The 23,810-nt window shown below is 68.4% G+C and carries 28 protein-coding genes; 23 read left to right on the plus strand and 5 right to left on the minus strand.

The features are described 5' to 3' along the window. The first annotated feature begins 11 nt into the window (after positions 1–11). From mnmG to AC1D2O_RS18730, 7 genes are all read left to right on the plus strand, one after another. A complete protein-coding gene (gene mnmG / locus AC1D2O_RS18700; protein WP_478157709.1) occupies positions 12–1,961 on the plus strand; it encodes a tRNA uridine-5-carboxymethylaminomethyl(34) synthesis enzyme MnmG in 1,950 nt (649 codons plus the stop codon). Continuing rightward, the gene (gene rsmG / locus AC1D2O_RS18705; protein ID WP_478089589.1) at positions 1,958–2,596 is read left to right on the plus strand and encodes a 16S rRNA (guanine(527)-N(7))-methyltransferase RsmG; all 639 of its coding nucleotides are present in this window, start codon (positions 1,958–1,960) and stop codon (positions 2,594–2,596) included. The genes mnmG and rsmG overlap by 4 nt, the downstream gene beginning before the upstream one ends. A gap of 61 nt (positions 2,597–2,657) precedes the next feature. Beyond that, complete coding sequence (locus tag AC1D2O_RS18710; RefSeq protein WP_478157690.1) at positions 2,658–3,272, plus strand: LysE family transporter; 615 nt, start codon at positions 2,658–2,660, stop codon at positions 3,270–3,272. A 2-nt stretch (positions 3,273–3,274) separates the two neighbouring features. Next, positions 3,275–4,132 (plus strand): ParA family protein, encoded by an 858-nt coding sequence (locus AC1D2O_RS18715; RefSeq protein ID WP_478089587.1) that lies wholly within the window; start codon positions 3,275–3,277, stop codon positions 4,130–4,132. A gap of 14 nt (positions 4,133–4,146) precedes the next feature. Continuing rightward, the gene (locus AC1D2O_RS18720; RefSeq protein WP_478089591.1) at positions 4,147–4,689 is read left to right on the plus strand and encodes an RBBP9/YdeN family alpha/beta hydrolase; all 543 of its coding nucleotides are present in this window, start codon (positions 4,147–4,149) and stop codon (positions 4,687–4,689) included. 5 nt (positions 4,690–4,694) lie between these two features. Continuing rightward, the gene (locus AC1D2O_RS18725) at positions 4,695–5,636 is read left to right on the plus strand and encodes a ParB/RepB/Spo0J family partition protein (protein ID WP_478089586.1); all 942 of its coding nucleotides are present in this window, start codon (positions 4,695–4,697) and stop codon (positions 5,634–5,636) included. A 105-nt stretch (positions 5,637–5,741) separates the two neighbouring features. Then, the gene (locus AC1D2O_RS18730; RefSeq protein WP_478089585.1) at positions 5,742–6,614 is read left to right on the plus strand and encodes a CsgG/HfaB family protein; all 873 of its coding nucleotides are present in this window, start codon (positions 5,742–5,744) and stop codon (positions 6,612–6,614) included. 271 nt (positions 6,615–6,885) lie between these two features. On the opposite strand, the gene AC1D2O_RS18735 is transcribed toward AC1D2O_RS18730, so the two are convergent. Then, positions 6,886–8,310 (minus strand): FAD-binding oxidoreductase, encoded by a 1,425-nt coding sequence (locus AC1D2O_RS18735; RefSeq protein ID WP_478157691.1) that lies wholly within the window; start codon positions 8,308–8,310, stop codon positions 6,886–6,888. A gap of 68 nt (positions 8,311–8,378) precedes the next feature. On the opposite strand from AC1D2O_RS18735, the gene AC1D2O_RS18740 reads away from it, so the two are divergent. The 3 genes from AC1D2O_RS18740 to AC1D2O_RS18750 all read left to right on the plus strand — a co-directional run bounded on the left by AC1D2O_RS18740 (position 8,379) and on the right by AC1D2O_RS18750 (position 9,913). Further along, on the plus strand, positions 8,379–8,960 hold the full coding sequence (locus tag AC1D2O_RS18740) for a cob(I)yrinic acid a,c-diamide adenosyltransferase (RefSeq protein ID WP_478089583.1): 582 nt from the start codon (positions 8,379–8,381) through the stop codon (positions 8,958–8,960). A gap of 21 nt (positions 8,961–8,981) precedes the next feature. Then, complete coding sequence (locus tag AC1D2O_RS18745) at positions 8,982–9,341, plus strand: hypothetical protein (protein ID WP_478089582.1); 360 nt, start codon at positions 8,982–8,984, stop codon at positions 9,339–9,341. Positions 9,342–9,454: 113 nt separating this feature from the next. Further along, entirely contained in the window at positions 9,455–9,913 is a 459-nt protein-coding gene (locus AC1D2O_RS18750) for an RcnB family protein (RefSeq protein ID WP_478089581.1), read from the plus strand. A gap of 6 nt (positions 9,914–9,919) precedes the next feature. Here AC1D2O_RS18750 and AC1D2O_RS18755 read toward each other — a convergent pair whose 3' ends face one another. The 3 genes from AC1D2O_RS18755 to azu form a co-directional block, all read right to left on the minus strand. Then, complete coding sequence (locus AC1D2O_RS18755; protein ID WP_478089580.1) at positions 9,920–10,165, minus strand: hypothetical protein; 246 nt, start codon at positions 10,163–10,165, stop codon at positions 9,920–9,922. Between the two features lie 123 nt (positions 10,166–10,288). Beyond that, complete coding sequence (gene phaP / locus AC1D2O_RS18760; RefSeq protein WP_478157692.1) at positions 10,289–10,780, minus strand: TIGR01841 family phasin; 492 nt, start codon at positions 10,778–10,780, stop codon at positions 10,289–10,291. Between the two features lie 73 nt (positions 10,781–10,853). Beyond that, complete coding sequence (gene azu, locus AC1D2O_RS18765; protein WP_478089578.1) at positions 10,854–11,306, minus strand: azurin; 453 nt, start codon at positions 11,304–11,306, stop codon at positions 10,854–10,856. A gap of 245 nt (positions 11,307–11,551) precedes the next feature. Here azu and AC1D2O_RS18770 point away from each other — a divergent pair, with 245 nt between their 5' ends. The 10 genes from AC1D2O_RS18770 (at position 11,552) to AC1D2O_RS18815 (ending at position 20,020) form a co-directional block, all read left to right on the plus strand. Continuing rightward, a complete protein-coding gene (locus tag AC1D2O_RS18770; protein ID WP_478089577.1) occupies positions 11,552–12,211 on the plus strand; it encodes an OmpW/AlkL family protein in 660 nt (219 codons plus the stop codon). A gap of 157 nt (positions 12,212–12,368) precedes the next feature. Then, the gene (locus AC1D2O_RS18775) at positions 12,369–14,675 is read left to right on the plus strand and encodes a heavy metal translocating P-type ATPase (protein WP_478089576.1); all 2,307 of its coding nucleotides are present in this window, start codon (positions 12,369–12,371) and stop codon (positions 14,673–14,675) included. Further along, complete coding sequence (gene ccoS / locus AC1D2O_RS18780) at positions 14,675–14,812, plus strand: cbb3-type cytochrome oxidase assembly protein CcoS (RefSeq protein WP_478089575.1); 138 nt, start codon at positions 14,675–14,677, stop codon at positions 14,810–14,812. Before AC1D2O_RS18775 ends, ccoS begins: the two co-directional genes overlap by 1 nt. A 67-nt stretch (positions 14,813–14,879) precedes the next feature. Beyond that, a complete protein-coding gene (gene ccoN / locus AC1D2O_RS18785) occupies positions 14,880–16,319 on the plus strand; it encodes a cytochrome-c oxidase, cbb3-type subunit I (protein ID WP_478157693.1) in 1,440 nt (479 codons plus the stop codon). A gap of 9 nt (positions 16,320–16,328) precedes the next feature. Further along, positions 16,329–16,955: a cytochrome-c oxidase, cbb3-type subunit II gene (gene ccoO / locus AC1D2O_RS18790; protein WP_478093653.1), complete on the plus strand. Its 627-nt coding sequence runs from the start codon at positions 16,329–16,331 to the stop codon at positions 16,953–16,955. Between the two features lie 11 nt (positions 16,956–16,966). Next, positions 16,967–17,113, plus strand: a complete 147-nt coding sequence (locus tag AC1D2O_RS18795; protein WP_478093655.1) for a cbb3-type cytochrome oxidase subunit 3 — start codon at positions 16,967–16,969, stop codon at positions 17,111–17,113. After that, positions 17,110–18,027: a cytochrome-c oxidase, cbb3-type subunit III gene (ccoP, locus tag AC1D2O_RS18800; protein WP_478157694.1), complete on the plus strand. Its 918-nt coding sequence runs from the start codon at positions 17,110–17,112 to the stop codon at positions 18,025–18,027. Before AC1D2O_RS18795 ends, ccoP begins: the two co-directional genes overlap by 4 nt. A gap of 10 nt (positions 18,028–18,037) precedes the next feature. After that, positions 18,038–19,477, plus strand: a complete 1,440-nt coding sequence (gene ccoG, locus AC1D2O_RS18805; protein ID WP_478093658.1) for a cytochrome c oxidase accessory protein CcoG — start codon at positions 18,038–18,040, stop codon at positions 19,475–19,477. A gap of 17 nt (positions 19,478–19,494) precedes the next feature. Then, positions 19,495–19,770: a FixH family protein gene (locus AC1D2O_RS18810; protein ID WP_478093660.1), complete on the plus strand. Its 276-nt coding sequence runs from the start codon at positions 19,495–19,497 to the stop codon at positions 19,768–19,770. 4 nt (positions 19,771–19,774) lie between these two features. After that, positions 19,775–20,020, plus strand: a complete 246-nt coding sequence (locus tag AC1D2O_RS18815; protein ID WP_478093661.1) for a hypothetical protein — start codon at positions 19,775–19,777, stop codon at positions 20,018–20,020. Here the strand turns inward: AC1D2O_RS18815 and fnr are convergent. Further along, on the minus strand, positions 20,001–20,717 hold the full coding sequence (fnr, locus tag AC1D2O_RS18820) for a fumarate/nitrate reduction transcriptional regulator Fnr (RefSeq protein ID WP_478157695.1): 717 nt from the start codon (positions 20,715–20,717) through the stop codon (positions 20,001–20,003). The two genes, AC1D2O_RS18815 and fnr, sit on opposite strands and share 20 nt — an antisense overlap. Positions 20,718–20,841: 124 nt before the next feature. Here fnr and hemN point away from each other — a divergent pair, with 124 nt between their 5' ends. From hemN to AC1D2O_RS18835, 3 genes are all read left to right on the plus strand, one after another. Beyond that, complete coding sequence (gene hemN, locus AC1D2O_RS18825) at positions 20,842–22,254, plus strand: oxygen-independent coproporphyrinogen III oxidase (RefSeq protein ID WP_478094596.1); 1,413 nt, start codon at positions 20,842–20,844, stop codon at positions 22,252–22,254. A 91-nt stretch (positions 22,255–22,345) separates the two neighbouring features. Continuing rightward, on the plus strand, positions 22,346–23,056 hold the full coding sequence (locus AC1D2O_RS18830; protein ID WP_478157696.1) for a sulfite exporter TauE/SafE family protein: 711 nt from the start codon (positions 22,346–22,348) through the stop codon (positions 23,054–23,056). 304 nt (positions 23,057–23,360) lie between these two features. Further along, the gene (locus AC1D2O_RS18835; protein ID WP_478090187.1) at positions 23,361–23,804 is read left to right on the plus strand and encodes a universal stress protein; all 444 of its coding nucleotides are present in this window, start codon (positions 23,361–23,363) and stop codon (positions 23,802–23,804) included. The last annotated feature ends 6 nt before the right edge of the window (positions 23,805–23,810 follow it).

A 23,810-nucleotide genomic window follows, 5' to 3' on the forward strand; every position in this document is an offset into this window, starting at 1 on the left:
CGCCCCTTTCCATGCTGTACCCCGAAGAATTCGATGTGATCGTCGTCGGCGGCGGCCATGCCGGCACCGAAGCCGCGCTGGCTTCCGCGCGCATGGGCGCCCGCACGCTGCTGCTCACCCACAACATCGAGACCTTGGGGCAGATGAGCTGCAACCCCTCGATCGGCGGCATCGGCAAGGGCCACCTCGTGAAGGAAGTCGACGCCCTCGGCGGCGCCATGGCCATCGCGACGGACGAGGGCGGGATCCAGTTCCGTGTCCTGAATTCGAGCAAGGGGCCGGCCGTGCGAGCGACCCGGGCGCAGGCCGACCGGGTCCTGTACAAGGCCGCAATCCGTCGCCGCCTCGAGAATCAGCCCAATCTGTCGCTGTTTCAGCAGGCGGTCGACGATCTGATGATCGAAGGCGATCGTGTGGTGGGTGCGATCACGCAGGTGGGCATCGCCTTCCGGGCGCGGGCGGTGGTGCTCACGGCCGGCACTTTCCTGGACGGCCGCATTCATGTGGGATTGGACAACTACCAGGCTGGGCGCGCCGGCGACCCGCCCGCGATCAGCCTGTCGGCGCGGCTCAAGGAACTCAAGCTGCCGCAAGGCCGCCTGAAAACCGGGACGCCGCCGCGGCTCGACGGCCGGACCATCGATTTCTCGAAGTGCACCGAGCAGCCTGGCGACGGCATGCCGGGCGGCGCCGGGCCGATGCCGGTCTTCAGCTTCATGGGCCACAAGGACATGCATCCGCAGCAGATGCCCTGCTGGATCACGAACACCAATGCCCGAACGCACGACATCATCCGCTCGGGCTTCGACCGCAGTCCGATGTTCATGGGCAAGATCGACGGCATCGGGCCGCGCTACTGCCCGAGCGTCGAGGACAAGATCAACCGCTTCGCCGACAAGGAAAGCCACCAGATCTTCCTCGAGCCCGAAGGGCTGACCACCCACGAGTACTACCCGAACGGGATCTCGACCAGCCTGCCTTTCGACATCCAGTACCAGCTGGTGCGCTCGATGGTCGGCCTGGAGAACGCTCACATCCTGCGGCCGGGCTACGCGATCGAATACGACTACTTCGACCCGCGTGAGCTCAAGAGCAACTTCGAGACGCGTGCGATCCGGGGCCTCTTCTTTGCCGGACAGATCAACGGCACCACCGGCTACGAGGAGGCTGCCGCCCAGGGACTGTTTGCCGGCCTCAATGCTGCACTGCAATGCAGGGGGGAGGGCCCCTGGCTGCCGCGCCGCGACGAGGCCTATCTGGGCGTGCTGGTCGATGACCTGATCACCAAGGGCGTGACGGAGCCTTACCGGATGTTCACCAGCCGCGCCGAGTTCAGGCTGCAGCTGCGCGAGGACAACGCCGATATGCGGCTGACCGAGATCGGCCGGAAACTCGGGTTGGTCGACGATGCGCGCTGGGATGCTTTTTCGCGCAAGCGTGATGTTGTTTCACGTGAAACACAGCGGTTGCGATCGATCTGGGTCAATCCGCGCAACCTGCCGGCGGTCGAATCGGAGCGCGTCCTGGGCAAGGCCATCGAACACGAATACAACCTGGGTGACCTGCTGCGGCGGCCGAACGTCAGCTATGAGTCGCTGATGTCGCTGGATGGCGGAAAGTACGCGGCTGCAGAAACGCTGGGCCCGACCGAGGTGGAACAGATCGAGATCGCTGCCAAGTACTCGGGCTACATCGATCGCCAGCATGACGAGGTGGAGCGGGCTGCGCACTTCGAGAATCTCAAGTTGCCCGAGACCTTCGACTATGGCCAGGTCAAGGCGCTGAGCTACGAAGTTCGCCAGAAGCTGTCAAAGCATCGCCCGGAGACGCTGGGCATGGCTTCGCGCATCTCCGGCGTCACGCCGGCCGCGATCTCGCTGCTGATGATCCATCTTCGCAAGGGCGGGCACCAGGCCTTTGCCCGGGATGCGGCCACGACAGCAACACCGGTCGCCGAATGAACCAGGAGCAACTGCTACGCGAAGGCTCGGCCGCGCTCGGACTGAACTTGAGCGATCTTCAATGCCAGCGCCTGCTGGCCTACGGTGCGCTGATCCTCAAGTGGAACAAGGTGTACAACCTCACCGCGTTGAGGGACCCGGCGACGGTTCTGACTCACCATCTGCTCGACAGCCTGTCGGTGATCCCGCCGCTGGAGAGGAAGTGTCCAGGCGACGCGAGATTGCTGGACGTTGGGGCGGGCGCCGGTCTGCCTGGGGCGGTGATCGCGATCGTTCGGGGCGACATGCAGGTCACCTGCCTCGATGCCGTGGCCAAGAAGGCGGCTTTCGTCCAGCAAGTGGCGTCGGAGCTGGGGCTGAAGAATCTGCGCGGACTGCATGCGCGGGTCGAAATGCTGGCGGGAAGCTACGAGCTGATCAGTTCCCGGGCCTTCGCATCGCTGGCCGACTTCGTTGCAGGCTCTCGCCATCTGCTGGCGCCGGACGGCGTCTGGATGGCCATGAAGGGCAGGGCGCCGGACGACGAAATCGCCCAGCTTCCGGCGGATTGCGAAGTGTTTCACGTGGAACAACTGTCGGTTCCGGGCCTGGATGCCGAACGGTGCATCGTCTGGATGCGAAAACGCGCCGCCTGACAGGCGCTCATTGCGCCGACCTCGCTTAGACTCGACGCACTCCCATTTCAGGCCATTTCCCATGTTCGGCATCGCTGACTACGGCGCGTTCGTCGCCGCCATCATTCTCTTTCTGGCGATACCCGGGCCTGGCAATCTCGCATTGATCACCTCGACCGGCAAAGGTGGGATCCGTGGCGGGCTGGCTGCGACCCTGGGCGTGATCGCGGGTGACCAGGTGCTGATGTGGGCCGCCGTGGCGGGCGTTGCCGCCTTGCTCAGTGCCTACCCGGCCGCATTCAGCGCGGTGCAGTGGGTCGGCGCCGCCTATTTGGCGTGGCTCGGCTTCAAGATGATCCGCGCCAGGCCGGGTGCAGCCCCCATCCTCAATATCCGGCCGCGGCAGTACCTCCAGCAGGCCTTGACGATCACGCTGCTGAATCCGAAGGCCATCGTCTTCTACATGGCCTTCTTCCCGTTGTTCATCGACCCGACGCGGCATCAAGGCTTCCCGACCTTTGCTGCGATGGCGGCCACGATCGCCTTCCTGACCTTCATGTATGGCCTGATCGTGACGCTTCTGACGTATTTCCTGGCCGAGCGCCTGCGCGCCAACCCCCGCGTCTCCGGCATGCTCGGAAAGCTCGCGGGGGTCTTCCTGATCGCCTTCGGCTTCAAGCTGGCCATTTCCAGGTAAGCATGGCCAAGATCTTTTGCATCGCGAACCAGAAGGGCGGCGTCGGCAAGACCACCACCACGGTGAACCTGGCCGCGGGCCTGGCGAAGGTCGGGCAGCGCGTCCTGATGATCGACCTCGATCCCCAGGGCAACGCCACCATGGGGTCGGGCGTCGACAAGCGCCAGCTCGAAACCACCGTGTATGACGTCCTGCTGGAGTCGGCATCGGTGGCCGAAGCCCGCGTGAAGTCCGAGAAGTGCGGCTACGACATCCTGGGTGCCAACCGCGAACTGGCGGGCGCCGAGGTCGAGATGGTTGCCATCGACCGGCGCGAAAAGCGCCTGCGCACGGCGCTCGCCGCGGTCGGCGCCGAGTACGACTTCATCCTCATCGACTGCCCGCCCAGCCTGAGCCTGCTCACGCTCAACGGGCTGTGCGCCGCGCACGGCGTGATCGTGCCGATGCAGTGCGAGTACTTTGCCCTCGAAGGACTGACCGACCTGGTCAACACCATCAAGCAGGTGCACGCCAATCTCAACAAGAACCTGCAGATCATCGGCCTGCTGCGCGTGATGTTCGATCCGCGCATCACCCTCCAGCAGCAAGTGAGCGAGCAACTCAAGGCCCATTTCGGAGAGAAGGTGTTCGACACCGTGATTCCGCGCAACGTGCGGCTGGCCGAGGCGCCGAGCTACGGACTGCCGGGCGTGGTGTTCGACCCGCAGGCCAAGGGCAGCCAGGCCTTCGTGGCCTTCGCGCAGGAACTGGTCGAGAAGATGCCGCCGGCCAGCGCGCTGGCGTCCGAAGCCGCCGCGCCGCCGGTGCCCGCGCCGATGGATGCCCCGCTGGTGGCGGTCCACGCGCCCGAAGGTCCTTGACCATCGCCCCGCAGATGACCGCTCCGAAGATCCTGCTGCTGCCGGGCTGGCAGAACAGCGACCCCGCCCACTGGCAAAGCCGCTGGGAGACGAAGTACCGCGACCATCGCGTCGACCAGCACGACTGGATGCGGCCGCTGCGCGGCGACTGGTCCACCCGGCTCGAGGAAGAGGTGCTGGCTGCCCCTGGCCCGGTCGTGCTCGTGGCGCACAGCCTCGGCTGCATCCTGGTGGCGGCCTGGGCCGCCCACTCCCGCCGGACGGCCAAGGTCCGCGCGGCGCTGCTGGTCGCCCCGGGCGACGTCGAGCGCGAAGACCTCCGCCAGATGATTCCCGGCTGGGCACCGATCGTGCGCCAGCCCCTGCCGTTTCCCGCGCTGATGATCGCGGCCCAGGACGATCCCTACTGCGAGGCCACGCGCTCTCGCGAGATGGCGCGGAACTGGGGTGCCCGGTTCGTCGATGCCGGCGCCCGCGGACATCTCAACAGCGAATCCGGGCTGGGCGACTGGCCCGAAGGCCGGAATCTGCTGAATGACCTACTGAAAGAAGAATGACTTCCATGGCCACCAAAAAACCGAAGGGCCTCGGCCGCGGACTCGAAGCCCTCCTGGGCCCGACCTTCAACGGCTCGGACAGCGCGGTTCTCGATGATGCGATGCCGCCGAACCCGACCACGCTCCAGCTCGACCAGATGGTGCCCGGCGTCTACCAGCCGCGCACGCGCATGGACGAAGGCGCGCTCTACGAGTTGGCCGAGAGCATCAAGGCGCAAGGCATCATGCAGCCGATCCTGGTGCGCCGGCTGGATGCCGACGGGGCGCGCGACAAGAAGGCCGAGTTCGAGATCATCGCGGGCGAACGGCGCTTCCGGGCGGCCGGCCTGGCCGGCCTCGAAAGCGTGCCGGTGCTGGTGCGCGACGTGCCCGACGAGGCCGCCGCGGCCATGTCGCTGATCGAGAACATCCAGCGCGAGGACCTCAATCCGCTTGAAGAAGCCCAGGGCCTGCAACGATTGGTGCAAGAGTTCGGGCTCACTCACGAATCGGCTGCGCAGGCCGTCGGACGCTCCCGCAGCGCCGCCAGCAACTTGCTGCGCCTGCTGAACCTGGCCGAACCGGCCCAGGCCATGCTGATGGCGGGCGACATCGACATGGGCCATGCGCGGGCCCTGCTGTCGCTCGACAAGGGGACGCAGATCACCGCCGCCAACCAGATCGCGGCCAGGAAGATGTCGGTCCGCGAGGCCGAGGCCCTGGTCAAGAAGCTGGCGGCCGAGTTCAGCCTCACGCCCTCGCCGCGGCGCGGCGCGGCGGAAAAATCCCGCGACCTGCTGCGGGTCGAGGAGGAACTCGCCGACCTGCTGGCGGCCGAGGTCGAGGTCCGGGTCAAGAAGCGCACCAAGCGCGGCGGCAAGATCGAGGAGACCGGCGAACTCGCGATTCACTTCGGCTCGCTGGACGCGCTCAACGGCCTGATCGACCGCATCCGCCAAACGGCCTAGCGCAGCGCCGAAGCCATCCCGCTTCCGGTCGATTGATTCAACCGGTTACGGGTCCTATTCTCCTGATGCAACTTTTTAATATTAAAGTTCTAAGGGGAAATCCAAATGGGACTCTACAGACGGCCGTTGGCGGCGGTTGCCGCGGCGGCGCTGCTGCTGGCCGGGTGCGAAACCACCGACATGCAGATGGGCAGCCAGGGTGCGAAGACGGTCGCCACCGGCAGCGCGGCGGGCAGCGCCAGCGCCAACACCAGCGGCGCGCTCGAGAAATGCGCCTCGCCGCTGGGCACCGTGTCGCTGGTCGAGAACCAATCGGCCGGCTGGTACACCATCCTGCGCAATGAATACAAGCTGCCACCCACCGCCAACCTGCTGAAGCTGCTGGTCCAGCAATCGAACTGCTTCGTGGTGGTCGAGCGGGGCGCCGCCGGCATGAACGCCATGTCGCGCGAGCGCCAGCTGTCGCAATCGGGCGAGATGCGCCAGGGCAGCAACTTCGGCGCCGGCCAGATGGTGGCGTCCGACTACGGCCTCTCGCCCGAAATCGTCTTCAGCAACCAGAACGCGGGCGGCGTCGGCGGCGCCCTGGGCGGACTTGTCGGCGGCCGCTACAGCGGCGTGCTGTCCGCGGTCGGCGGCAGCATGCAGACCAAGGAGGCCAGCGCATTGCTGACGCTGATCGACAACCGTTCGGGCGTGCAGGTCGCGGCCTCCGAAGGCAGCGCCTCGAAGACCGATTTCGGCGCCTTCGGCTCGGTCTTCGGCGGCAGCGCCGGGGGCGCCCTGGGCGGCTACACCAACACGGCCCAGGGCAAGGTGATCAGCGCCGCCTTCATGGACGCCTTCAACCAGATGGTCATCTCGCTGCGCAACTACAAGGCGCAGGCGGTCCAGGGCCAGGGCCTGGGCGGCGGCGGCCGCCTGGGGGTGGATGGCGGCGCCGCGCCGTCGCAGACCTCAGCGCCGAAAAAGAAGTAGTAGCTCGCCCCCAGGTTGCCCGGCACTTCGTGTCCGGGCGCCCATCCCCTACCGGGGGCGCAGTCAGCAGCCCGGCGAAGCCGGTTCCGCGACTGCCCACGAGCAGGTGCGCTGCGCGCAGCCGAAGAACAAGGACAGCCTCTTTGCGGCCGGCCGGCGCAGCCAGGCCCGTTGGTGGAACACCGCGGAACCGGCTTCGCCGGGCCGCTGGTGTTGCCCCCGGTAGGGGGTGGGCGCCCCGACACGAAGTGCGGGGCAACCTGGGGGCGAGTCAGAGACTAAATATCTTGCCGGGGTTCATGATGTTCTTCGGGTCCAGCGCGCGCTTGATCGTGCGCATCATGTCGACCGCGCCGACACCGGCCTCGGTCACCAGGAAGTCCATCTTGTGCAGGCCGACGCCGTGCTCGCCGGTGCAGGTGCCTTCGAGGGCGAGCGCCCGGCTCACGAGGGCGTGGTTCAGCTGCTCGGCGGTCACGCGCTCCTCGGGCACGTTGGGGTCGAGCAGGTAGCCGAAGTGGAAGTTGCCGTCGCCCACATGGCCGACCAGGAAGTAAGGGATGCCGCTGGCGTCGGCCTCGGCCACGGACTCGAGCAGGCAATCGGCCAGCCGCGAAATCGGCACGCAGGTGTCGGTCGAGATCACGCGGCAGCCCGGGCGCGACTGCACCGCCGCGAAGTAGCTGTTGTGGCGCGCGGTCCAGAGGCGGGTGCGCTCCTCGGGCGTGCTGGCCCATTCGAAGGCCTTGCCGCCATGGCCGCTGGCCAACTCCTGCACCGTCTCGGCCTGCTCCTTGACGCCGGCCGGGGAGCCGTGGAACTCCATCAGCAGCATCGGTTCCTCGCGCAGGCCGAGCTTGGCGTAGGCATTGACCATGCGCACCGTGTTGACGTCGATCAGCTCGACGCGCGCGATCGGGACGCCGAGCTGGATGATCTCGATCGTGGTGCGCACCGCCGCCTCGATGCTCGGGAACGAGCAGATCGCGGCCGACACCGCCTCGGGCAGCGGGTAGATGCGAAGGGTGACCTCGGTGATCACGCCCAGCGTGCCTTCGCTGCCGACGAACAAGCGCGTCAGGTCGTAGCCGGCGGATGACTTCTTGGCCCGCGTGCCGGTGCGGATCACCTCGCCGCTGGCCGTGACCAGTTCGAGCGCCAGCACGTTCTCGCGCATGGTGCCGTAGCGCACCGCGTTCGTCCCGCTGGCGCGCGTGGCCGCCATGCCGCCGATCGAGGCGTCGGCGCCAGGGTCGATCGGGAAGAACAGGCCGGTGCTCTTGATCTCCTCGTTGAGCTGCTTGCGCGTGACGCCGGGCTGCACCGTCACCGTCAGGTCGTCGGCGTTGACGGAGAGCACGCGGTTCATGCGGCTGACGTCGATGCTGATGCCGCCCTGGACCGCGAGCAGGTGGCCTTCGAGCGAGGAGCCGACACCGAAGGGGATCACCGGCACGCTGTGCTCGCTCGCGAGCTTCACCGCGTCGGCGACCTCCTGGGTGCTCTCGGCGAAGACCACTGCGGAGGGCGGCGGCGCATCGAAGGACGATTCGTCGCGGCCATGCTGCGTGCGCACCGCCAGCGCGGTCGAGCAGCGGTCGCCGAAGCGGGCCTTCAGGGCGGCGATCAGCGCGTCAGGCACCTCGCGCAGCGCGATCTCCGGGGTCAGGTGGGAGGGGGCGGTGGGAGCATTCATGGGGCGCGGTCTCCTGAAGGGTCTAATATTCTAAGAACCCCATTCTCAACCGAACCCGAAAGCACCTCATGGGCAACCGCCTGACACAGATCGCGACGCGCACCGGCGACGACGGCAGCACCGGCCTTGGCGACAACACGCGCGTCCCCAAGGACCACCTGCGCGTGCACGCGATGGGCGACGTGGACGAGCTCAACTCGCACATCGGCGTGCTGCTCTGCGAGCCGATGCCGGCCGCCGTGCGCGAGCTGCTGGTCGATGTGCAGCACCAGCTCTTCAACCTCGGCGGCGAGCTCTCGATGCCGGGCTACACGCTGCTCAAGGCCGAGGCGCTGCTGCAGCTGGACAACGCGCTGGCCGAACACAACGCGGCGCTGCCGCGGCTGGCCGAGTTCATCCTGCCCGCGGGCACCCGCGCCGCCTCGCAGGCGCATGTCTGCCGCACGGTGGCCCGGCGCGCCGAGCGCGCGGTGGTGGCCCTGGGCGCGCAGACCGAGATCAACGCCGCGCTGCGGCACTACCTGAACCGCCTGAGCGACCTGCTGTTCGTGCTCGCGCGCGTGCTCAACCGTGTCGATGGCGGCGACGACGTCTACTGGAAGAGCGAGCGCATGGCCCGGGCCGCAGGCGAGGGCGGTCCCGCCGCCTGAAACGACAAGGAGATTCGACGAATGCCCCCGATCCGGACACGAACCACCCGCCTTGGCGCCGCCTGCGCCGTTCTGGGAGCGGCCGCCTTCTTGCTGCCCTGGGCCGCGCACGGCGCGCAGAGCCCCCCGGCGAAGCAGCAACCGGCCGGGGCGCCCGCCCACGACAGCAAGGTGCTGGGCGGCATCGAACGCGGCGCCGACGCCACAGGCCGCGGGATCGCGCGCGGTGCCGATGCGACCCGGCGCGGCGTGGACCACACGGCCGAGCGCGCCAGCGCGCCGGTGCGTCGCTGGGGCGAGGCCCTGGGCCGCAAGATCACGCCGCACGGCGGCAGCAGGCCGGCCGCCCCGGCGGTCGGCCCGCAAGGCAACTCGCCCTGACCGGCGCCGGGCCGGCTTTACCTTGCTTCACTTCGCCTCTACATGGGCGAGGGGTGCGCGACACACGCGCCTTCCACACTGGACTCCTCATCAACGCAGAAGGAGTTCCGACAATGATCAAGTCAAAGCGCATGGCCGTTGCCGCCGCAGCGCTCGCGATGGGCATGGTGGGAAGCGCCTTCGCGCAGGACACCCGTTTCGATCGCGGATCCGACCGCAATGACCGTTTCGGGCCGCAGCAACAGCAGCCGCGCCATGACGGCCCGGGCTACGACCGTGGTCGCCCCGATGACCGCTCCGACTACCGCCCCGACGACCGCCCCGACGACCGCCCCGACGACCTCCCGGGTCGCCGCTTCGACCACCGGGGCCATCCCCACCCGCAGGCCGAATGGCGCCACGGCGGCCGCGTGCCAAGCGAATACCGGGGCCGCCAGTACGTCGTGGACGACTGGCGCGGGCGCCGGCTGCAGCAGCCGCCGCGCGGCTACCAGTGGGTCGGCGTGGGCGGGGACTTCGTGCTGGCCGCGGCGGCCACCGGCCTGATCGCCCAGATCATCATCGGCCGATAGACAGGCTCAGGCGGCGGAGGGTGCGAGCTGCGCGCAGACGTTGCGGCCGGTGATCGTGAGCCGCAGCCCGCCACCGTGCCATTCGAGCCAGTTCAGTCTCACGTAGGCCTCGATGTCGCTGTCGTCGATCCGGCCGGCCTGGTGCTGCTGGAGGTGGTCGACCGTGGCGGGCAGTGCCTGCCGCAGCCGTTCGCGGGCCGCAGCTTCGCTGGCCTCCCTGGCTGAAATGCGCGTCTGAGAATTCGATGCCATGGCTGATTCGATCCAATCGCTGAGGAAACCGTACCAATGTACGCTTCCTGTCGATCGAGTCACGGACCTTTTTCTCGTTATCGCGCAGGACAAACACCGATCCCGCCGGGCGGCGTCTTCGCCCTACTTGCGCGGCTGCAGCAGCTTGCTGACCTCGTCCACGTTGTCCCGGATCCGCTGGCGCACCACGTCGAAGGCATCGGCCTGCGACTTCGCCGCCATCTCCGACAGCTCGCGGATGTCGTCCAGCGCCTGCTTGAAGGCGGCCTTGCCCATGGCATCGAGCTTGGCGAGCCCTTCGCGCGGATCGGTGCCGGGCAGACCCTTGACGGTACCCTGCCACTCCTCGATCGACGTCTTGAGCATCTCGGTCTGGCGCTGCACCACGGCCTGCAGTCCCTGGTAGGACTTCTCGTTGGCCTTCACCAGCGCCTGCAGGTCCTTGCGTCCGCTCTCGACGATCGCGCCTGCGGCGCCCGCCAGCGGAAGGTTCTGCAACCGCTCGGCCATGCCCTTGAGCGGCTTGACGAAAGCCTCCTGGACGTCGGCCGGCGTGGGGATGCCCCCCGAGCGCGTCTTCTTGGCGGCGGTGGTGCTCGACTTGCTGGTGGCCATGTGCGGTATCTCCAGATTTGAGGTTGGGGTTGCCACGATACGCCCAGTGGGGCGTTTCATGAAAGCCCTTCGCTCACTTGACGAGCTTGAGCGTGCCCTTCATGAGCGAGGAGTGCCCGGGGAAGGAGCAGAAGTAGGTGTAGCTGCCGCCGGCGGCGAGCTTCGCCGGCGAGAAGGTCACGCTGTCGCTTTCGCCGCCGCCGACGATCTTCGTGTGGGCCACGACGCGCGCATCGCCGGCCTTGACGTAGTCCTGCGGCAGGCCGGCGGCGATGCCGTCGGTGGCGACGGCCTGCACGTCGGCGGTCTTGGCCAGCACCCAGTTGTGCCCCATGGCCTGCTTGGGCATCTTGCCGCTGTGCTTGAGCTTGACCGTGAACTCCTTGCAGCTCTGGCTCACCTCGATCGCGGGCTTGTTGAATTGCATGGCGTCGTTGCCTTCGATCTCGACCGTGCATTCGGCGGCAAGCACGGGGGCGGAAGCGAAGGCCAGAACGGCGATGGCGGCGAGACGGTGACGAAGCATGGAAAGAACCTCAAGGAAAGAAACACACACACGCCGCGCACCTTGCGCAGCGCCGGCCTCATTGTCGAGCGTGGTCGACAGCGCTTGTTGACCAGGGTCAATCTCGCCGCGATGGGCCTGCACTTCGGCGCCGCGCCGCGGCGCGTGTGTTGCCCTGGGTCAAGGACACGGGGAGCGAGGCCCGCCCACACTGCCTCCAGTGCCGACACCCATGCGTCGGCCATCACAGGAGAAGCAGAAAAAACATGGTTAGCAGCAGAAATCTCACGCGCACACTGATCGGTGCCATCCTCGGCACCTTGTGCGTCTTGCCCGCGGCGGCGCAGGAGGCGCAGGGCAACTGGCTCGTCCGAGCCCGCGCAGTGCGCATCGACACGGCCAACAAGTCCGATCCGATTCCGTCGCTGGCCGTGCCGGCCGATGCGATCACGGTGAGCGACAAGACCATTCCCGAAGTCGACATCACCTACTTCTTCACGCCGAATATCGCCGCGGAGCTGGTGCTGACGGTGCCGCAAAAGCATACCGTGACCGTGCAGCAGAGCGCGCTGGGCGGGCCGGTCGACATCGGCACCTTCAAGCAACTGCCGCCGACGCTGATGGTCCAGTACCACTTCAGGCCGAACGCGACGATTCGCCCCTATGTCGGCGCCGGCCTGAACTACACGCGCATCAGCTCGGTGCGGCTGGCCGTGCCCACCGTGGGCCGCCTGGACCTCGAGAACGACAGCTTCGGGCTCGCCGTGGGCGCCGGCTTCGACATCGCGCTGGCGGAGAACGTGTTCCTGAACTTCGACGTCAAGAAGCTGCAGATCCGCTCCGACGTGAGCCATCTGGGCCAGACGCTGTCGACGGTGAAGGTCGATCCGTGGTTGTTCGGCGTGGGCGTGGGGTATCGTTTCTAACCCCCAGGTTGGCTCACTTCGTGTAGCCGCCCACCCCCTTGAAAGGGGGCGTTGCCGGCGGATCGGCGCAGCCGGATCCGCGGCAACCCACGAAGAGACCGGGCCTCCTCTTGATCTGGGTCAACTCTCGCCCGGCTGCGCTCGCTAGGCTCGGGGCATGGAAGCTGCGCTCTCTTTCGCCCCCGGCTTGCCCGCCGCGCCGCAGTCGGCCTGGTCGCTGCTGGACGATCCGGTCGAATGGCCGGCCTTCGGGCGGCCCCTGGGCGAGGGCGACGCGGCGCGCTGGGAGTCCCAGGTCGTGGTCGAGGGCATGCATTGCGCGGCCTGCGCGTTCACGGTGGAGGCGGCGCTGATGCAGGTGCCGGGCGTCGTCTCGGCCGAGGTCAATGCGGCCAGCCGCCGCGCGCGCGTGGTCTGGTCGTCGGCGGCCGTGAAACCGTCGCGCTGGTTCGAGGCCTCCGAAGCCGCGGGCTACCGCCTGGTGCCGGCCGGCGACATGCTGGCGAGCGCGCGGCGCAAGCGCGAGTCGCGCCTGGCGCTCTGGCGCTGGCTGGTGGCGGGTTTCTGCATGATGCAGGTCATGATGTATGCCTACCCGGCGTACATCGCACAGCCCGGCGACATGACGCCCGATGCCGCGCAGTTGCTGCGCTGGGCCTCGTGGGTCCTGACGCTGCCGGTGATGCTGTTTTCCTGCGGCCCCTTCTTTCGCAGCGCCTGGCGCGACCTGCGGCAGCGCCGCATCGGGATGGACCTGCCGGTCGCGCTCGGCATGGCGATCACCTTCGTGGTCAGCAGCGCGGCCACTTTCGATCCGGAGGGGCCGCTCGGCCACGAGCTGTACTTCGACTCCCTCACGATGTTCGTGTTCTTCCTGCTGACCGGCCGCTGGCTGGAGGCACGGCTGCGCGACCGCACCGCCGGCGCCCTCGATGCCCTGATGAACCGCCTGCCCGACAGCGTGCTGCGGCGCAACGCCGGCGGCTCGTTCGAGCGCGTCGCGGTCCGGCGGCTGGCGGTCGGCGACCTGCTCCGCGTGCTGCCCGGCGAGGCCTTTCCGGCCGATGGCACGGTGATGGCGGGCGACACCTCGGCCGACGAGGCGCTGATCACGGGCGAGTCCCGGCCGGTGCCGCGCCCTTGCGGCGCGGGGGTGCTGGCGGGCAGCCACAACGTCGGCGCGGTGGTGGAGGTGCGGGTCGAGGCGCTGGGGCCGGACACGCGCTTCGCCCAGATCGTGGCGCTGATGGAAAGCGCCTCGCTGCAGAAGCCCCGGCTCGCGCAACTGGCCGATCGCGCGGCCCGGCCGTTCCTGCTCGCGGTGCTGGTCGCGGCGGCCGCGGCGGCGGCCTACTGGTGGCCGGTGGATTCGGGCAAGGCGCTGATGGTCGCGGTGGCGGTGCTGATCGTGACCTGTCCCTGCGCGCTGTCGCTGGCGACGCCGGCCGCGATGCTCGCGAGCGCCGGCACGCTGGCGCGCGGCGGGGTGCTGGTGCGCAACCTGCAGGCGCTGGAGGCGCTGGCTGCGGTCGACACCGTGGTGTTCGACAAGACCGGCACGCTGACGCGCGACACGCCGCGGCTCGACCGGGTCTACAGCCGAAAGGGCGTGCGGCCGGGCGATGCGGTGGAGCTGGCGGCCGCGCTCGCCGCACAGTCGCTGCATCCGGCGTCGCGGGCGCTCGTGAAGGCCTGGCGCGAGCAGCACCGCGTGGCGCCGGACTGGCGGGTGTCGAGCCTGGCCGAACGCGCGGGGCAGGGGCTCGAAGGCCGGGTTGGTCGCGGCGCCGGTGCACCCGAGCGTGGCCTGCGCCTGGGCTCGGCCGCATTCTGCGGCGTCCAGCCGCTGCCGGTCGAGGCGGCCCAGGTGCATCTCAGCGACGACCAGGGGTGGATCGCCAGTTTCGTGCTGGCGGAGGATCTGCGCGAGGACGCCGCCGCCGCCGTCTCCGCGCTGGGTGTGCAGGGCGTGGCGGTGTGGCTGCTGTCGGGCGACAGTGCCGGCGCCGCGCGCGAGGTCGCGGCACGCGCCGGCATTGCCATGGCCTTGGGCGACTGCACGCCCGAAGACAAGCTGCGGCGGCTGAAGGATCTGCAGGCCCAGGGCCAGGCGGTCGCGATGGTGGGCGACGGCCTCAACGACGGGCCCGTGCTCGCCTATGCCCATGCCTCCTTCGCCTTCGGCCGCGCGGTGCCGCTGGCGCAGGCCCAGGCCGACTTCGTGGTGCTCGGCGATGCGCTCGGCGTCGTGCCGCGCGCCATCGCGCAGGCCCGGCGCACGCTGCGGGTGGTGCGGCAGAACCTCTGGTGGGCGGCCGGCTACAACGCGGTCTGCGTGCCGCTCGCGATCGCCGGCTGGCTGCCGCCGTGGCTCGCGGGGCTGGGCATGGCGGCGAGCTCGCTGGCGGTGGTGCTCAATGCCGCGCGGCTGGCCCGCCAGCCACTGCACCTCGAGGCGGCCTGATGGACATCCTCTTCCTGCTGATCCCGTTCTCGGTGGTGCTGGTCCTGTTCATCCTCGCCGGCCTCTGGTGGGCGGTCGACCGTGGGCAATTCGACGACATCGACAACGAGGGCGAGCGCATTCTTAAGAACGATTGATCTGAATCAACCTCGATCGCACGCCGCGCCGGGACACTGGGCCAGTTTCATAAATGAAGGCTCTGCGATGCATGCTCCGAATACTTCCGCGCCGGTCTACAGCGACACGGTGGTGCGGCAATTCGCTCTCATGTCGGTGGTCTGGGGCGTGGTCGGCATGTTGGTGGGGGTCATCATCGCCTCGCAGCTGGCCTGGCCCGAGCTCAACCTCGGCATCCCGTGGCTCAGCTACGGACGGTTGCGGCCGCTGCACACCAATGCGGTGATCTTCGCCTTCGGCGGCTGTGCGCTGATGGCGACCAGCTTCCACGTGGTGCAGCGCACCTGCCAGGTCCGGCTGTTCGCACCGGCGCTGGCCTCGTTCGTGTTCTGGGGCTGGCAGGCCGTGATCGTGGCCGCCGCCATCAGCCTGCCGATGGGCTACACCAGCGGCAAGGAATACGCCGAACTCGAATGGCCGATCGACATCCTGATCGCGCTGGTCTGGGTGGCCTACGCGATCGTGTTCTTCGGCACCGTCGGCATGCGCAAGGTTCGCCACATCTATGTCGCCAACTGGTTCTACGGCGCCTTCATCATCGCGGTGGCGCTGCTGCACATCGTCAACAGCGCGGCCATCCCCGCGGGCTGGATGAAGAGCTACTCGGCCTACGCCGGCGTGCAGGACGCGATGGTGCAGTGGTGGTACGGCCACAACGCGGTCGGCTTCTTCCTCACGGCCGGCTTCCTCGGGATGATGTACTACTACGTGCCGAAGCAGGCGGGCCGGCCGGTGTACTCGTACCGGCTGTCGATCGTGCACTTCTGGGCCCTGATCTTCACCTACATGTGGGCTGGCCCGCACCACCTGCACTACACGGCGCTGCCCGACTGGACCCAGTCGATCGGCATGGTGTTCTCGCTGATCCTGCTGGCGCCCAGCTGGGGCGGCATGATCAACGGCGTGATGACGCTGTCGGGCGCCTGGCACAAGCTGCGCACCGACCCGATCCTGCGCTTCCTGATCGTCTCGCTGTCCTTCTACGGCATGTCGACCTTCGAAGGTCCGATGATGTCGATCAAGACCGTCAACGCGCTGTCGCACTACACCGACTGGACCGTCGGCCACGTGCACGCGGGCGCGCTCGGCTGGGTCGGGCTGATCTCGATGGGCTCGCTCTACTACCTGATCCCGCGCGTGTACGGGCGCACCGAGATGTTCAGCGTGAAGGCGATCGAGCTGCACTTCTGGATGTCGACCATCGGCATCGTGCTGTACATCGCCGCGATGTGGATCGCCGGCGTGATGCAGGGCCTCATGTGGCGCGCGGTCAATCCCGACGGCACGCTGACCTACACCTTCGTCGAGAGCGTGAAGGCCACCTATCCCTACTACGTGGTGCGCATGATCGGCGGCCTGCTGTACCTGGGCGGCATGCTGGTGATGGCCTGGAACGTCTGGATGACGGTGATCTCGGGCTTCAGCAAGCCGTCGCCGATCCCGCAGACCGCCATTGCCCACGCCTGAGGAAACGCCATGAGTTCGAATACCCCCGAATCCGGCTTCTCGCACCAGAAGATCGAGACCAACAACTTCCTGATGATCGTGCTGATCCTGCTGGTGATCGCGGTCGGCGGCCTGGTCGAGATCGTGCCGCTGTTCTTCCAGAAGTCGACCACAGAGGCGGTCAAAGGCGTGGAGCCGCTGACGCCGCTGCAACTGGCGGGCCGCGACATCTACGTGCGCGAGGGCTGCTACAACTGCCACTCGCAGATGATCCGCCCGTTCCGCGCCGAGACGCTGCGCTACGGCCACTACTCGGTGGCCGGCGAATTCGTCTACGACCATCCGTTCCAGTGGGGCAGCAAGCGCACCGGCCCCGACCTGCACCGCGTGGGCGGCAAGTACAGCGACGAGTGGCATCGCATCCACCTGAACAATCCGCGCGACCTGGTGCCCGAGTCGAACATGCCGGCCTACACGTGGCTCGAGAAGGCGCCGCTCGACGGCGCCGAGTCCGCCGCCCACATGACGGCATTGCGCCGGGTCGGCGTGCCCTACACCGACGCCCAGATCGCGGCCGCGCCGGCCGAGGTCAAGGGCAAGACCGAGATGGACGCGATCGTCGCGTACCTGCAGTCGCTCGGCCTGGCACTCAAGTAAGGAGCGCAGCGATGGACACCGTCACCACCCTGCGGATCGCCGCCACGCTGGCGTCGTTCGCCACTTTCATCGGCATCCTGGTTTGGGTCTATTCGCGCCGCAACGCGAAGGCCTTCGAAGAGGCCGCAAGACTCCCCTTCGAAGAGGACCCCTCATGAGCGACTTCACCACCAACTTCTGGTCGCACTTCGTGACCGCCATCGCGCTGGGCGGCATCCTGGCCTGCGCGCTGCTGCTGTGGTGGACCGCGCGCTTCCGCGGTCCGGCCGGCGACGACAACACCACCGGCCACGTCTGGGACGAGGACCTGCGCGAAATGAACAACCCGCTGCCGCGCTGGTGGATGGGCCTGTTCGTGCTGACCATCGTTTTCGGGATCGGCTACCTGGTCGTCTTCCCGGGCCTGGGCAGCTACCGCGGCACGCTGGCCTGGACCACCGAGGGCGAGTACACGAAGGAGGTCGACAAGGCCAACGCCGAACTGGCCCCGGTCTATGCCGCCTATTCGGCGCAGCCGGTCGAGCGGCTGGCGGGCGACGCGGGCGCCATGGCGATCGGCGAGCGCCTGTTCCTCAACAACTGCGCGCAGTGCCACGGCTCGGACGCGCGCGGCAGCAAGGGATTCCCGAACCTGGCCGACGGCGATTGGCTGCATGGCGGCACGCCCGAGAAGATCCACGAGACCATCGCGCTCGGCCGCATCGGCACGATGCCGCCGATGGCCGAGGCGGTCGGCTCGGCCGAGGACGTCAAGAATCTCGCCAACTATGTGCTGAGCCTGTCGGGCAGCCCGCACGACTCGGTCCGCGCCGGCCTCGGCAAGAGCAAGTTCACGACCTGCGCGGCCTGCCACGGCATCGGCGGCGTGGGCAACACCGCGGTCGGCGCGCCGAACCTGTCCGACAAGATCTGGCTGCACGGCTACGGGCAGGAATCGATCATCGCGATGATCAACGGCGGCAAGGTCAACCAGATGCCGGCGCAGCAGGGCCGCCTGACCGAGGCCCAGATCCACGTGCTCACGGCCTACGTCTGGGGACTGTCGAACAAGCCCGCCACAGGGGCCCAGTGAGCCTGACGCCATGACCGATCGCATGCCCGCGCCGAAGCAGGCCCCTCGCACGGTGATTCCGATCGTGGCGGCCGAGAAGAGCGTCGGCCTCTACGCGGCACACGAGAAGATCTATGCGCGCAGCGTCAGCGGCTACTTCGCGCGCTGGCGCTGGGCGCTGGTGTTCGCGACGCAGCTCGTGTTCTACGGACTGCCCTGGCTCGAGTGGGGCCAGCGCCAGGCGGTGCTGTTCGACCTCGGCGCGCGGCGCTTCTTCATCTTCGGCCTGGTGCTCTATCCGCAGGACCTGATCTACCTCACGGGCCTGCTGGTGATCTCGGCCCTGTCGCTGTTCCTGTTCACCGCGGTGGCGGGCCGGCTGTGGTGCGGCTATGCCTGCCCGCAGACGGTCTACACCGAGATCTTCATGTGGGTCGAAGAGAAGATCGAAGGCAGCCGCATCGCGCGCATGCGCCTGGATCGCGGCGGCATGTCGGCCGAGAAGCTGGTCAAGAAGTGGTTCAAGCACGTGGTCTGGATCTCCATCGGCCTGTGGACCGGCTTTACCTTCGTCGGCTACTTCACGCCGATCCGCGAGCTGGGGATGTCGTTCCTGCACACGACGATGGGTTCCTGGGAAATCTTCTGGGTGCTGTTCTACGGCTTCGCGACCTACGGCAACGCCGGCTTCATGCGCGAGCAGGTGTGCAAGTACATGTGCCCCTATGCGCGCTTCCAGAGCGCGATGTTCGATCGCGACACGCTGATCGTGAGCTATGACGCCGCGCGCGGCGAGCCTCGCGGCGTGCCGGCGAAAGGGCGCGCATCGACCGCGGCGCCGCTGGGCCACTGCATCGACTGCCATCTGTGCGTGCAGGTCTGTCCGACCGGCATCGACATCCGCGAAGGCCTCCAGTACGAGTGCATCGGTTGCGGCCTCTGCGTGGATGCCTGCAACATCGTGATGGACAAGATGGACACGCCGCGCGGCCTGATCCGCTACGCCACGCAGAACGGCATGGCTGGCCGCTGGACGCCGCGGCAGGTGCTGCGGCGCGTGCTGCGGCCGCGGGTGCTGATCTACACCGGGGTGCTGGCGGCGCTGTGCATCGGCCTGCTCGCCAGCCTGGTGACGCGCACGCCGCTGAAGGTCGACGTGGTGCGCGACCGCGCGTCGCTGGCCCGCATCGTCGAAGGCGGCCAGCTCGAGAACGTCTACCGCCTGCAGATCATGAATGCCACCGAACAGGTGCAGCGCTACCGGATCGCCGCGGGCGGCCTCGAGGGGCTGAAGGTGTCCTCGGAGCCCGTGGTCGAGGTCGCGCCGGCGGAGTCGCGCTGGGTCGCGGTCCGGTTGCAGCTACCCTATGGGGCGGCAGCGGCGGGTTCGCACAAGGTGCATTTCGACGTCCGCGCCGAAAGCGGCAACGCCAGTGTCTCGGAGCCCGCGGTGTTCCTGGTACCGCGCTGATCAACCCAAGGACCAAGATGACGCACGACAACGACGCGATGAAACCCTGCCCTCCGTGGTACCGCTTCCCCCTGGTGTGGATGGTGATCGGCGGGCCGGGCGTGGTGGTGGTCGCGAGCTTCTTCACCCTGTGGCTGGCGATCTCCACGCCCGACCCGGTGGTGGACCAGGACTACTACCGCAAGGGCGTGGAGATCAACCGCACCCTGGCCGACAAGAAGCTGATGCCGGCCGTGGCCGGGCGCAACCACGCGGCGACACCGGGCAGCGCCGTGCCGCTGCCGAAGGAGTGAGTGCATGCAGACGCGCCGCTGGATGTGGATTCTCTGGCCGGCCTTCCTCCTGGCCTGCGCGCTCGAGGTGCTGGTGTTCGCCCTGGTCGACCCGGGCGACCTGAACTGGCGCGGCGAGGCGCTCGGTGCTTCGCGCCAGGCCGTCTACACGGTCGGTTTTTTCGTCTTCTGGCTGCTGGCCATGGGGGCGGGCGCACTGACCCTGCTGCTGACCCTGCCGGCGCGCGAGATCAACAGCCCGGCGGATTGACGATGCGGCGCAGCGCCTCGGGATCGACGATGCGCACGTTGCGTTGCTCGACCTCGACCATGCCGTCGGCCGCGAACTTCGACAGGGTCCGGCTCACGGTCTCGAGCTTGAGCCCGAGGTAGCTGCCGATTTCCTCGCGGGTCATGCGAAGCACCAGCTCGGAACGCGAGAAGCCGCGCGCGTGCAGGCGCTGGACCAGGTTCAGCAGGAAGGCGGCGAGCCGCTCTTCGGCCCGCATGCTGCCCAGCAGCAGCATCACGCCGTGTTCGCGCACGATCTCGCGGCTCATGATCTGGTGCACGTGGCGCTGCAGCGCGGTGATCTCGCGCGACAGCTCCTCGATGCGTTCGAAAGGCATCACGCAGACCTCGGAGTCCTCCAGCGCCACGGCGTCGCAGGTGTGCTGGTCGTTGACGATGCCGTCGAGCCCGATGATCTCTCCCGCCATCTGGAAGCCCGTGACCTGGTCGCGGCCGTCCTCGCTGGTGACGCGGGTCTTGAACACCCCGGTGCGGATCGCATAGAGCGAGGTGAAGGCCTCGCCGTTGCGAAACAGCGTCTCGCGCCGCTTGATCTTGCGCCGCGTCGCGACGATGTCGTCGATGCGCTGCAGCTCGCCCGGATTCAGGCCCACCGGCATGCAGAGCTCGCGCAGATTGCAGTTGGAACAGGCGACCTTGATATTTTCGGGTTTCATTGATGCAGTCGAGGTCATGGAGGGATTGTCCGACGGGGAGTGGGGTGGATGCTTGATGCAGGTCAATGATTGCAGATCGTGACGGCGGCATAGTGACACACCACAGCCCTTGCCGCCGCCCGCGATGCACCCCCCCTCCGCTCCCGTCCTCACGCCGGCCCTGGCGCCGCCGTCCACCGTACTGCGCCGTTTCGACTGCGCCGGCCCGCGCTACACGTCCTATCCCACGGCCGATCGCTTCGTCGACGCCTTCACGGCGGACGACTACGCGCAGGCCCTCGAGCAGCGCGGCGGGGCCGGCGCGAGCGCGCGGGCGCTGTCGCTGTACGTGCACATCCCGTTCTGCGAATCGCTCTGCTACTACTGCGCCTGCAACAAGATCGTGACCCGGCACAAGAGCAAGGGGCGCGAGTACCTGGACTACCTGTCCCGCGAGATTTCGCTGCAGGTGGAGAAGCTCGGCCGCGGCGCGGTCGTCCGCCAGCTGCACCTGGGCGGCGGCACGCCGACCTTCCTCGACGATGCCGGCCTGCGGGAACTCATGGCCATGCTTCGCGGCGCCTTCACGCTGTCGCCGGACGGGGAGCATTCGATCGAGATCGACCCGCGCACCGTCGACCGCGAGCGCCTCGTGACGCTGGCCGAACTGGGCTTCAACCGGCTGAGCTTCGGCGTCCAGGACTTCGACCCGGAAGTGCAGAAGGCGGTGCACCGGATCCAGCCCGCCCGGCAGGTGTTCGACCTGATGGCGGTGGCCCGCGGGCTGGGCTTCGATTCGGTCAACGTCGACCTGATCTACGGACTGCCGCGCCAGAGCCCCGCGTCCTTCGACCGCACGCTGGAGCAGGTCTGCGCGCTCCGGCCGGACCGGATCGCGCTCTATGCCTACGCCCACCTGCCCGAGCGCTTCAAGGCCCAGCGCCGCATCGCGACCGAAGCCCTGCCCGATGCCGGCGCCAAGGTCGAGATGCTGTCGCGCTCGATCGCCGCGCTCACCGCCGCGGGCTATGTCTACATCGGGATGGACCATTTCGCGCTGCCTGGCGATGCGCTGGCGGTCGCCCGGCGGCAGGGCCGGCTGCATCGCAACTTCCAGGGCTACAGCACGCAGCCGGACTGCGACCTGGTGGCCCTGGGCGTGTCGGCGATCGGCCGCATCGGCGCCACCTACAGCCAGAACGCGAAGACGCTCGAGGAATACTACGACCTCCTCGACCAGGGCCGCCTGCCGGTGGTGCGCGGCCTGGCGCTGACGCGCGACGACGTGCTGCGGCGCGCCGTGATCATGGCGATCATGTGCCAGGGACGGGTGGACTTCGAGGCTGTCGGCGCGGCCCACCTGATCGACTTCGAGCACCTCTTCGCGGCCGAACTGGCCGCGCTCGAACCGCTCGCGGCGCAGGGCCTGGTGACCCTGGGCGACCGCTCCATCGAGGTCACGCCCCTGGGCTGGTTCTTCGTGCGCGCGATCGCCATGGTGTTCGACCGCTACCTGCAGGCCGACCGCAATCGAACGCGCTTCTCGCGCATCGTCTGACATGAGAAGCCCCCACGCGCATCGCTTCGCGTATCGCTGCCCCCCAAGGGGGTGCTCAGCGCCCTTCGGGCGGCCGGGCGGACACTGAGCCATGCAGGCTGCGCTGGCCGCCACCGCGCTTGTGATGGGGCTGGCCGGCGGGCCGCACTGCGTCGCGATGTGCGGCGCCGCGTGTGCGGGGGTGATCCGCATCGTGCGCGCGCCCGCCGGCGGCGTCGCCGCGCTGGCGCCGGCGGGCCGCTCGCTGCCGGCCGGCGCGCTGTTCCACGCCGGGCGCGTGGCGGGCTACGCGGCGGCCGGGGCCGTGGCGGCCGCCACGGTGCAAGGCCTGGCGCTGGCGAGCGAACAGGTGGCCGCACTGCGCCCCGCTTGGATCCTGCTGCACGTGGTCGTGCTCGCCTGGGGCGTGCTGCTCGCGGCCTCGGGCCGGCAGCCGCTGTGGGCCCACCGCATCGGACGCTGGGCCTCGGCTCGCCTGCAGCCCATGACCCGCAGCGCCTTCGGGGTGCTGGCCACCGGGGCGCTCTGGGTCGCGATGCCCTGCGGCCTGCTGTATTCGGCGTTGATGCTGGCGGCCTTGAGCAACGGCGTGCTCGAGGGCGCGGCCGTGATGGCGCTGTTCGCCTCGGGCAGCGCGCTTTCGCTGCTGCTGGCGCCGTGGCTGTGGCGCCGCCTGCGCTCGGGTGCGGGCGTGGTGTCGCAGCAATGGGGCACGCGCCTGGCCGGCGCGCTGCTGGCCGCGGTCGCGTTGCAGGCGCTCTGGATGGATCTTGCGCACCAGATCGAGATCTGGTGCGCATGAATGTGGCCCCCACGCTCCCCCACTGCGTGTGGGTCGCTGCCCCCCGAGGGGGCCGCAGGCCGGCTTGGGGCGGCCCGGCGCCGGCCTGAATGGCCCCCACGCTCCCCCACTGCGTGTGAGTCGCTGCCCCCCGAGGGGGAGGTCGCAGGCCGCCCGTCTGCGCGAAGCGCGGACTTCGCCGCGCCAGCGGCCCGGCGCCGGCCTGGGCCCGCACGCCGGACATCCGACGCAAGCTTGATCCCAGTCAATCCGCGCCGCGCGGGTCTGGCCGAGACTGGAGGCCTTCCCATCTGGAGACCTCATCATGTTCAAGCGAATCCTGGTCGCGACCGACGGCTCGCCCCTTTCGGAGAAGGCGGTCGAGACCGCCATCGGCCTGGCCCGGCAGCATGGCGCCGAGCTGGTCGCCTTCACTGTGGCCCGCAGGCAACCCAAGAGCTACATGGAGGGCACGACGGTCCTTGAGGCGACCGAGAGCGAAAGCATCGAGAAGAAGCGCTTCGAACATGCCCAGGCCATGGTCGACGCGATCGGCGAGCGCGCGGGCGCGAGCGGCGTGCGCTGCGAAGCGCTCGTGGCCCATTCCAGCCAGGTTGCCGAATCGATCATCGCGGCCGCGCAGAAGCATGAGAGCGACCTGATCGTCATGGCCTCGCATGGCCGCCGGGGCATCGGACGCCTGCTGCTGGGCAGCGAGACCCAGCATGTGCTCACGCATTCCGCCTTGCCGGTGCTGGTGCTCCGATAGCGCCGC

The sequence above is a fragment of the Variovorax sp. P1_G12 genome (assembly GCF_056405555.1).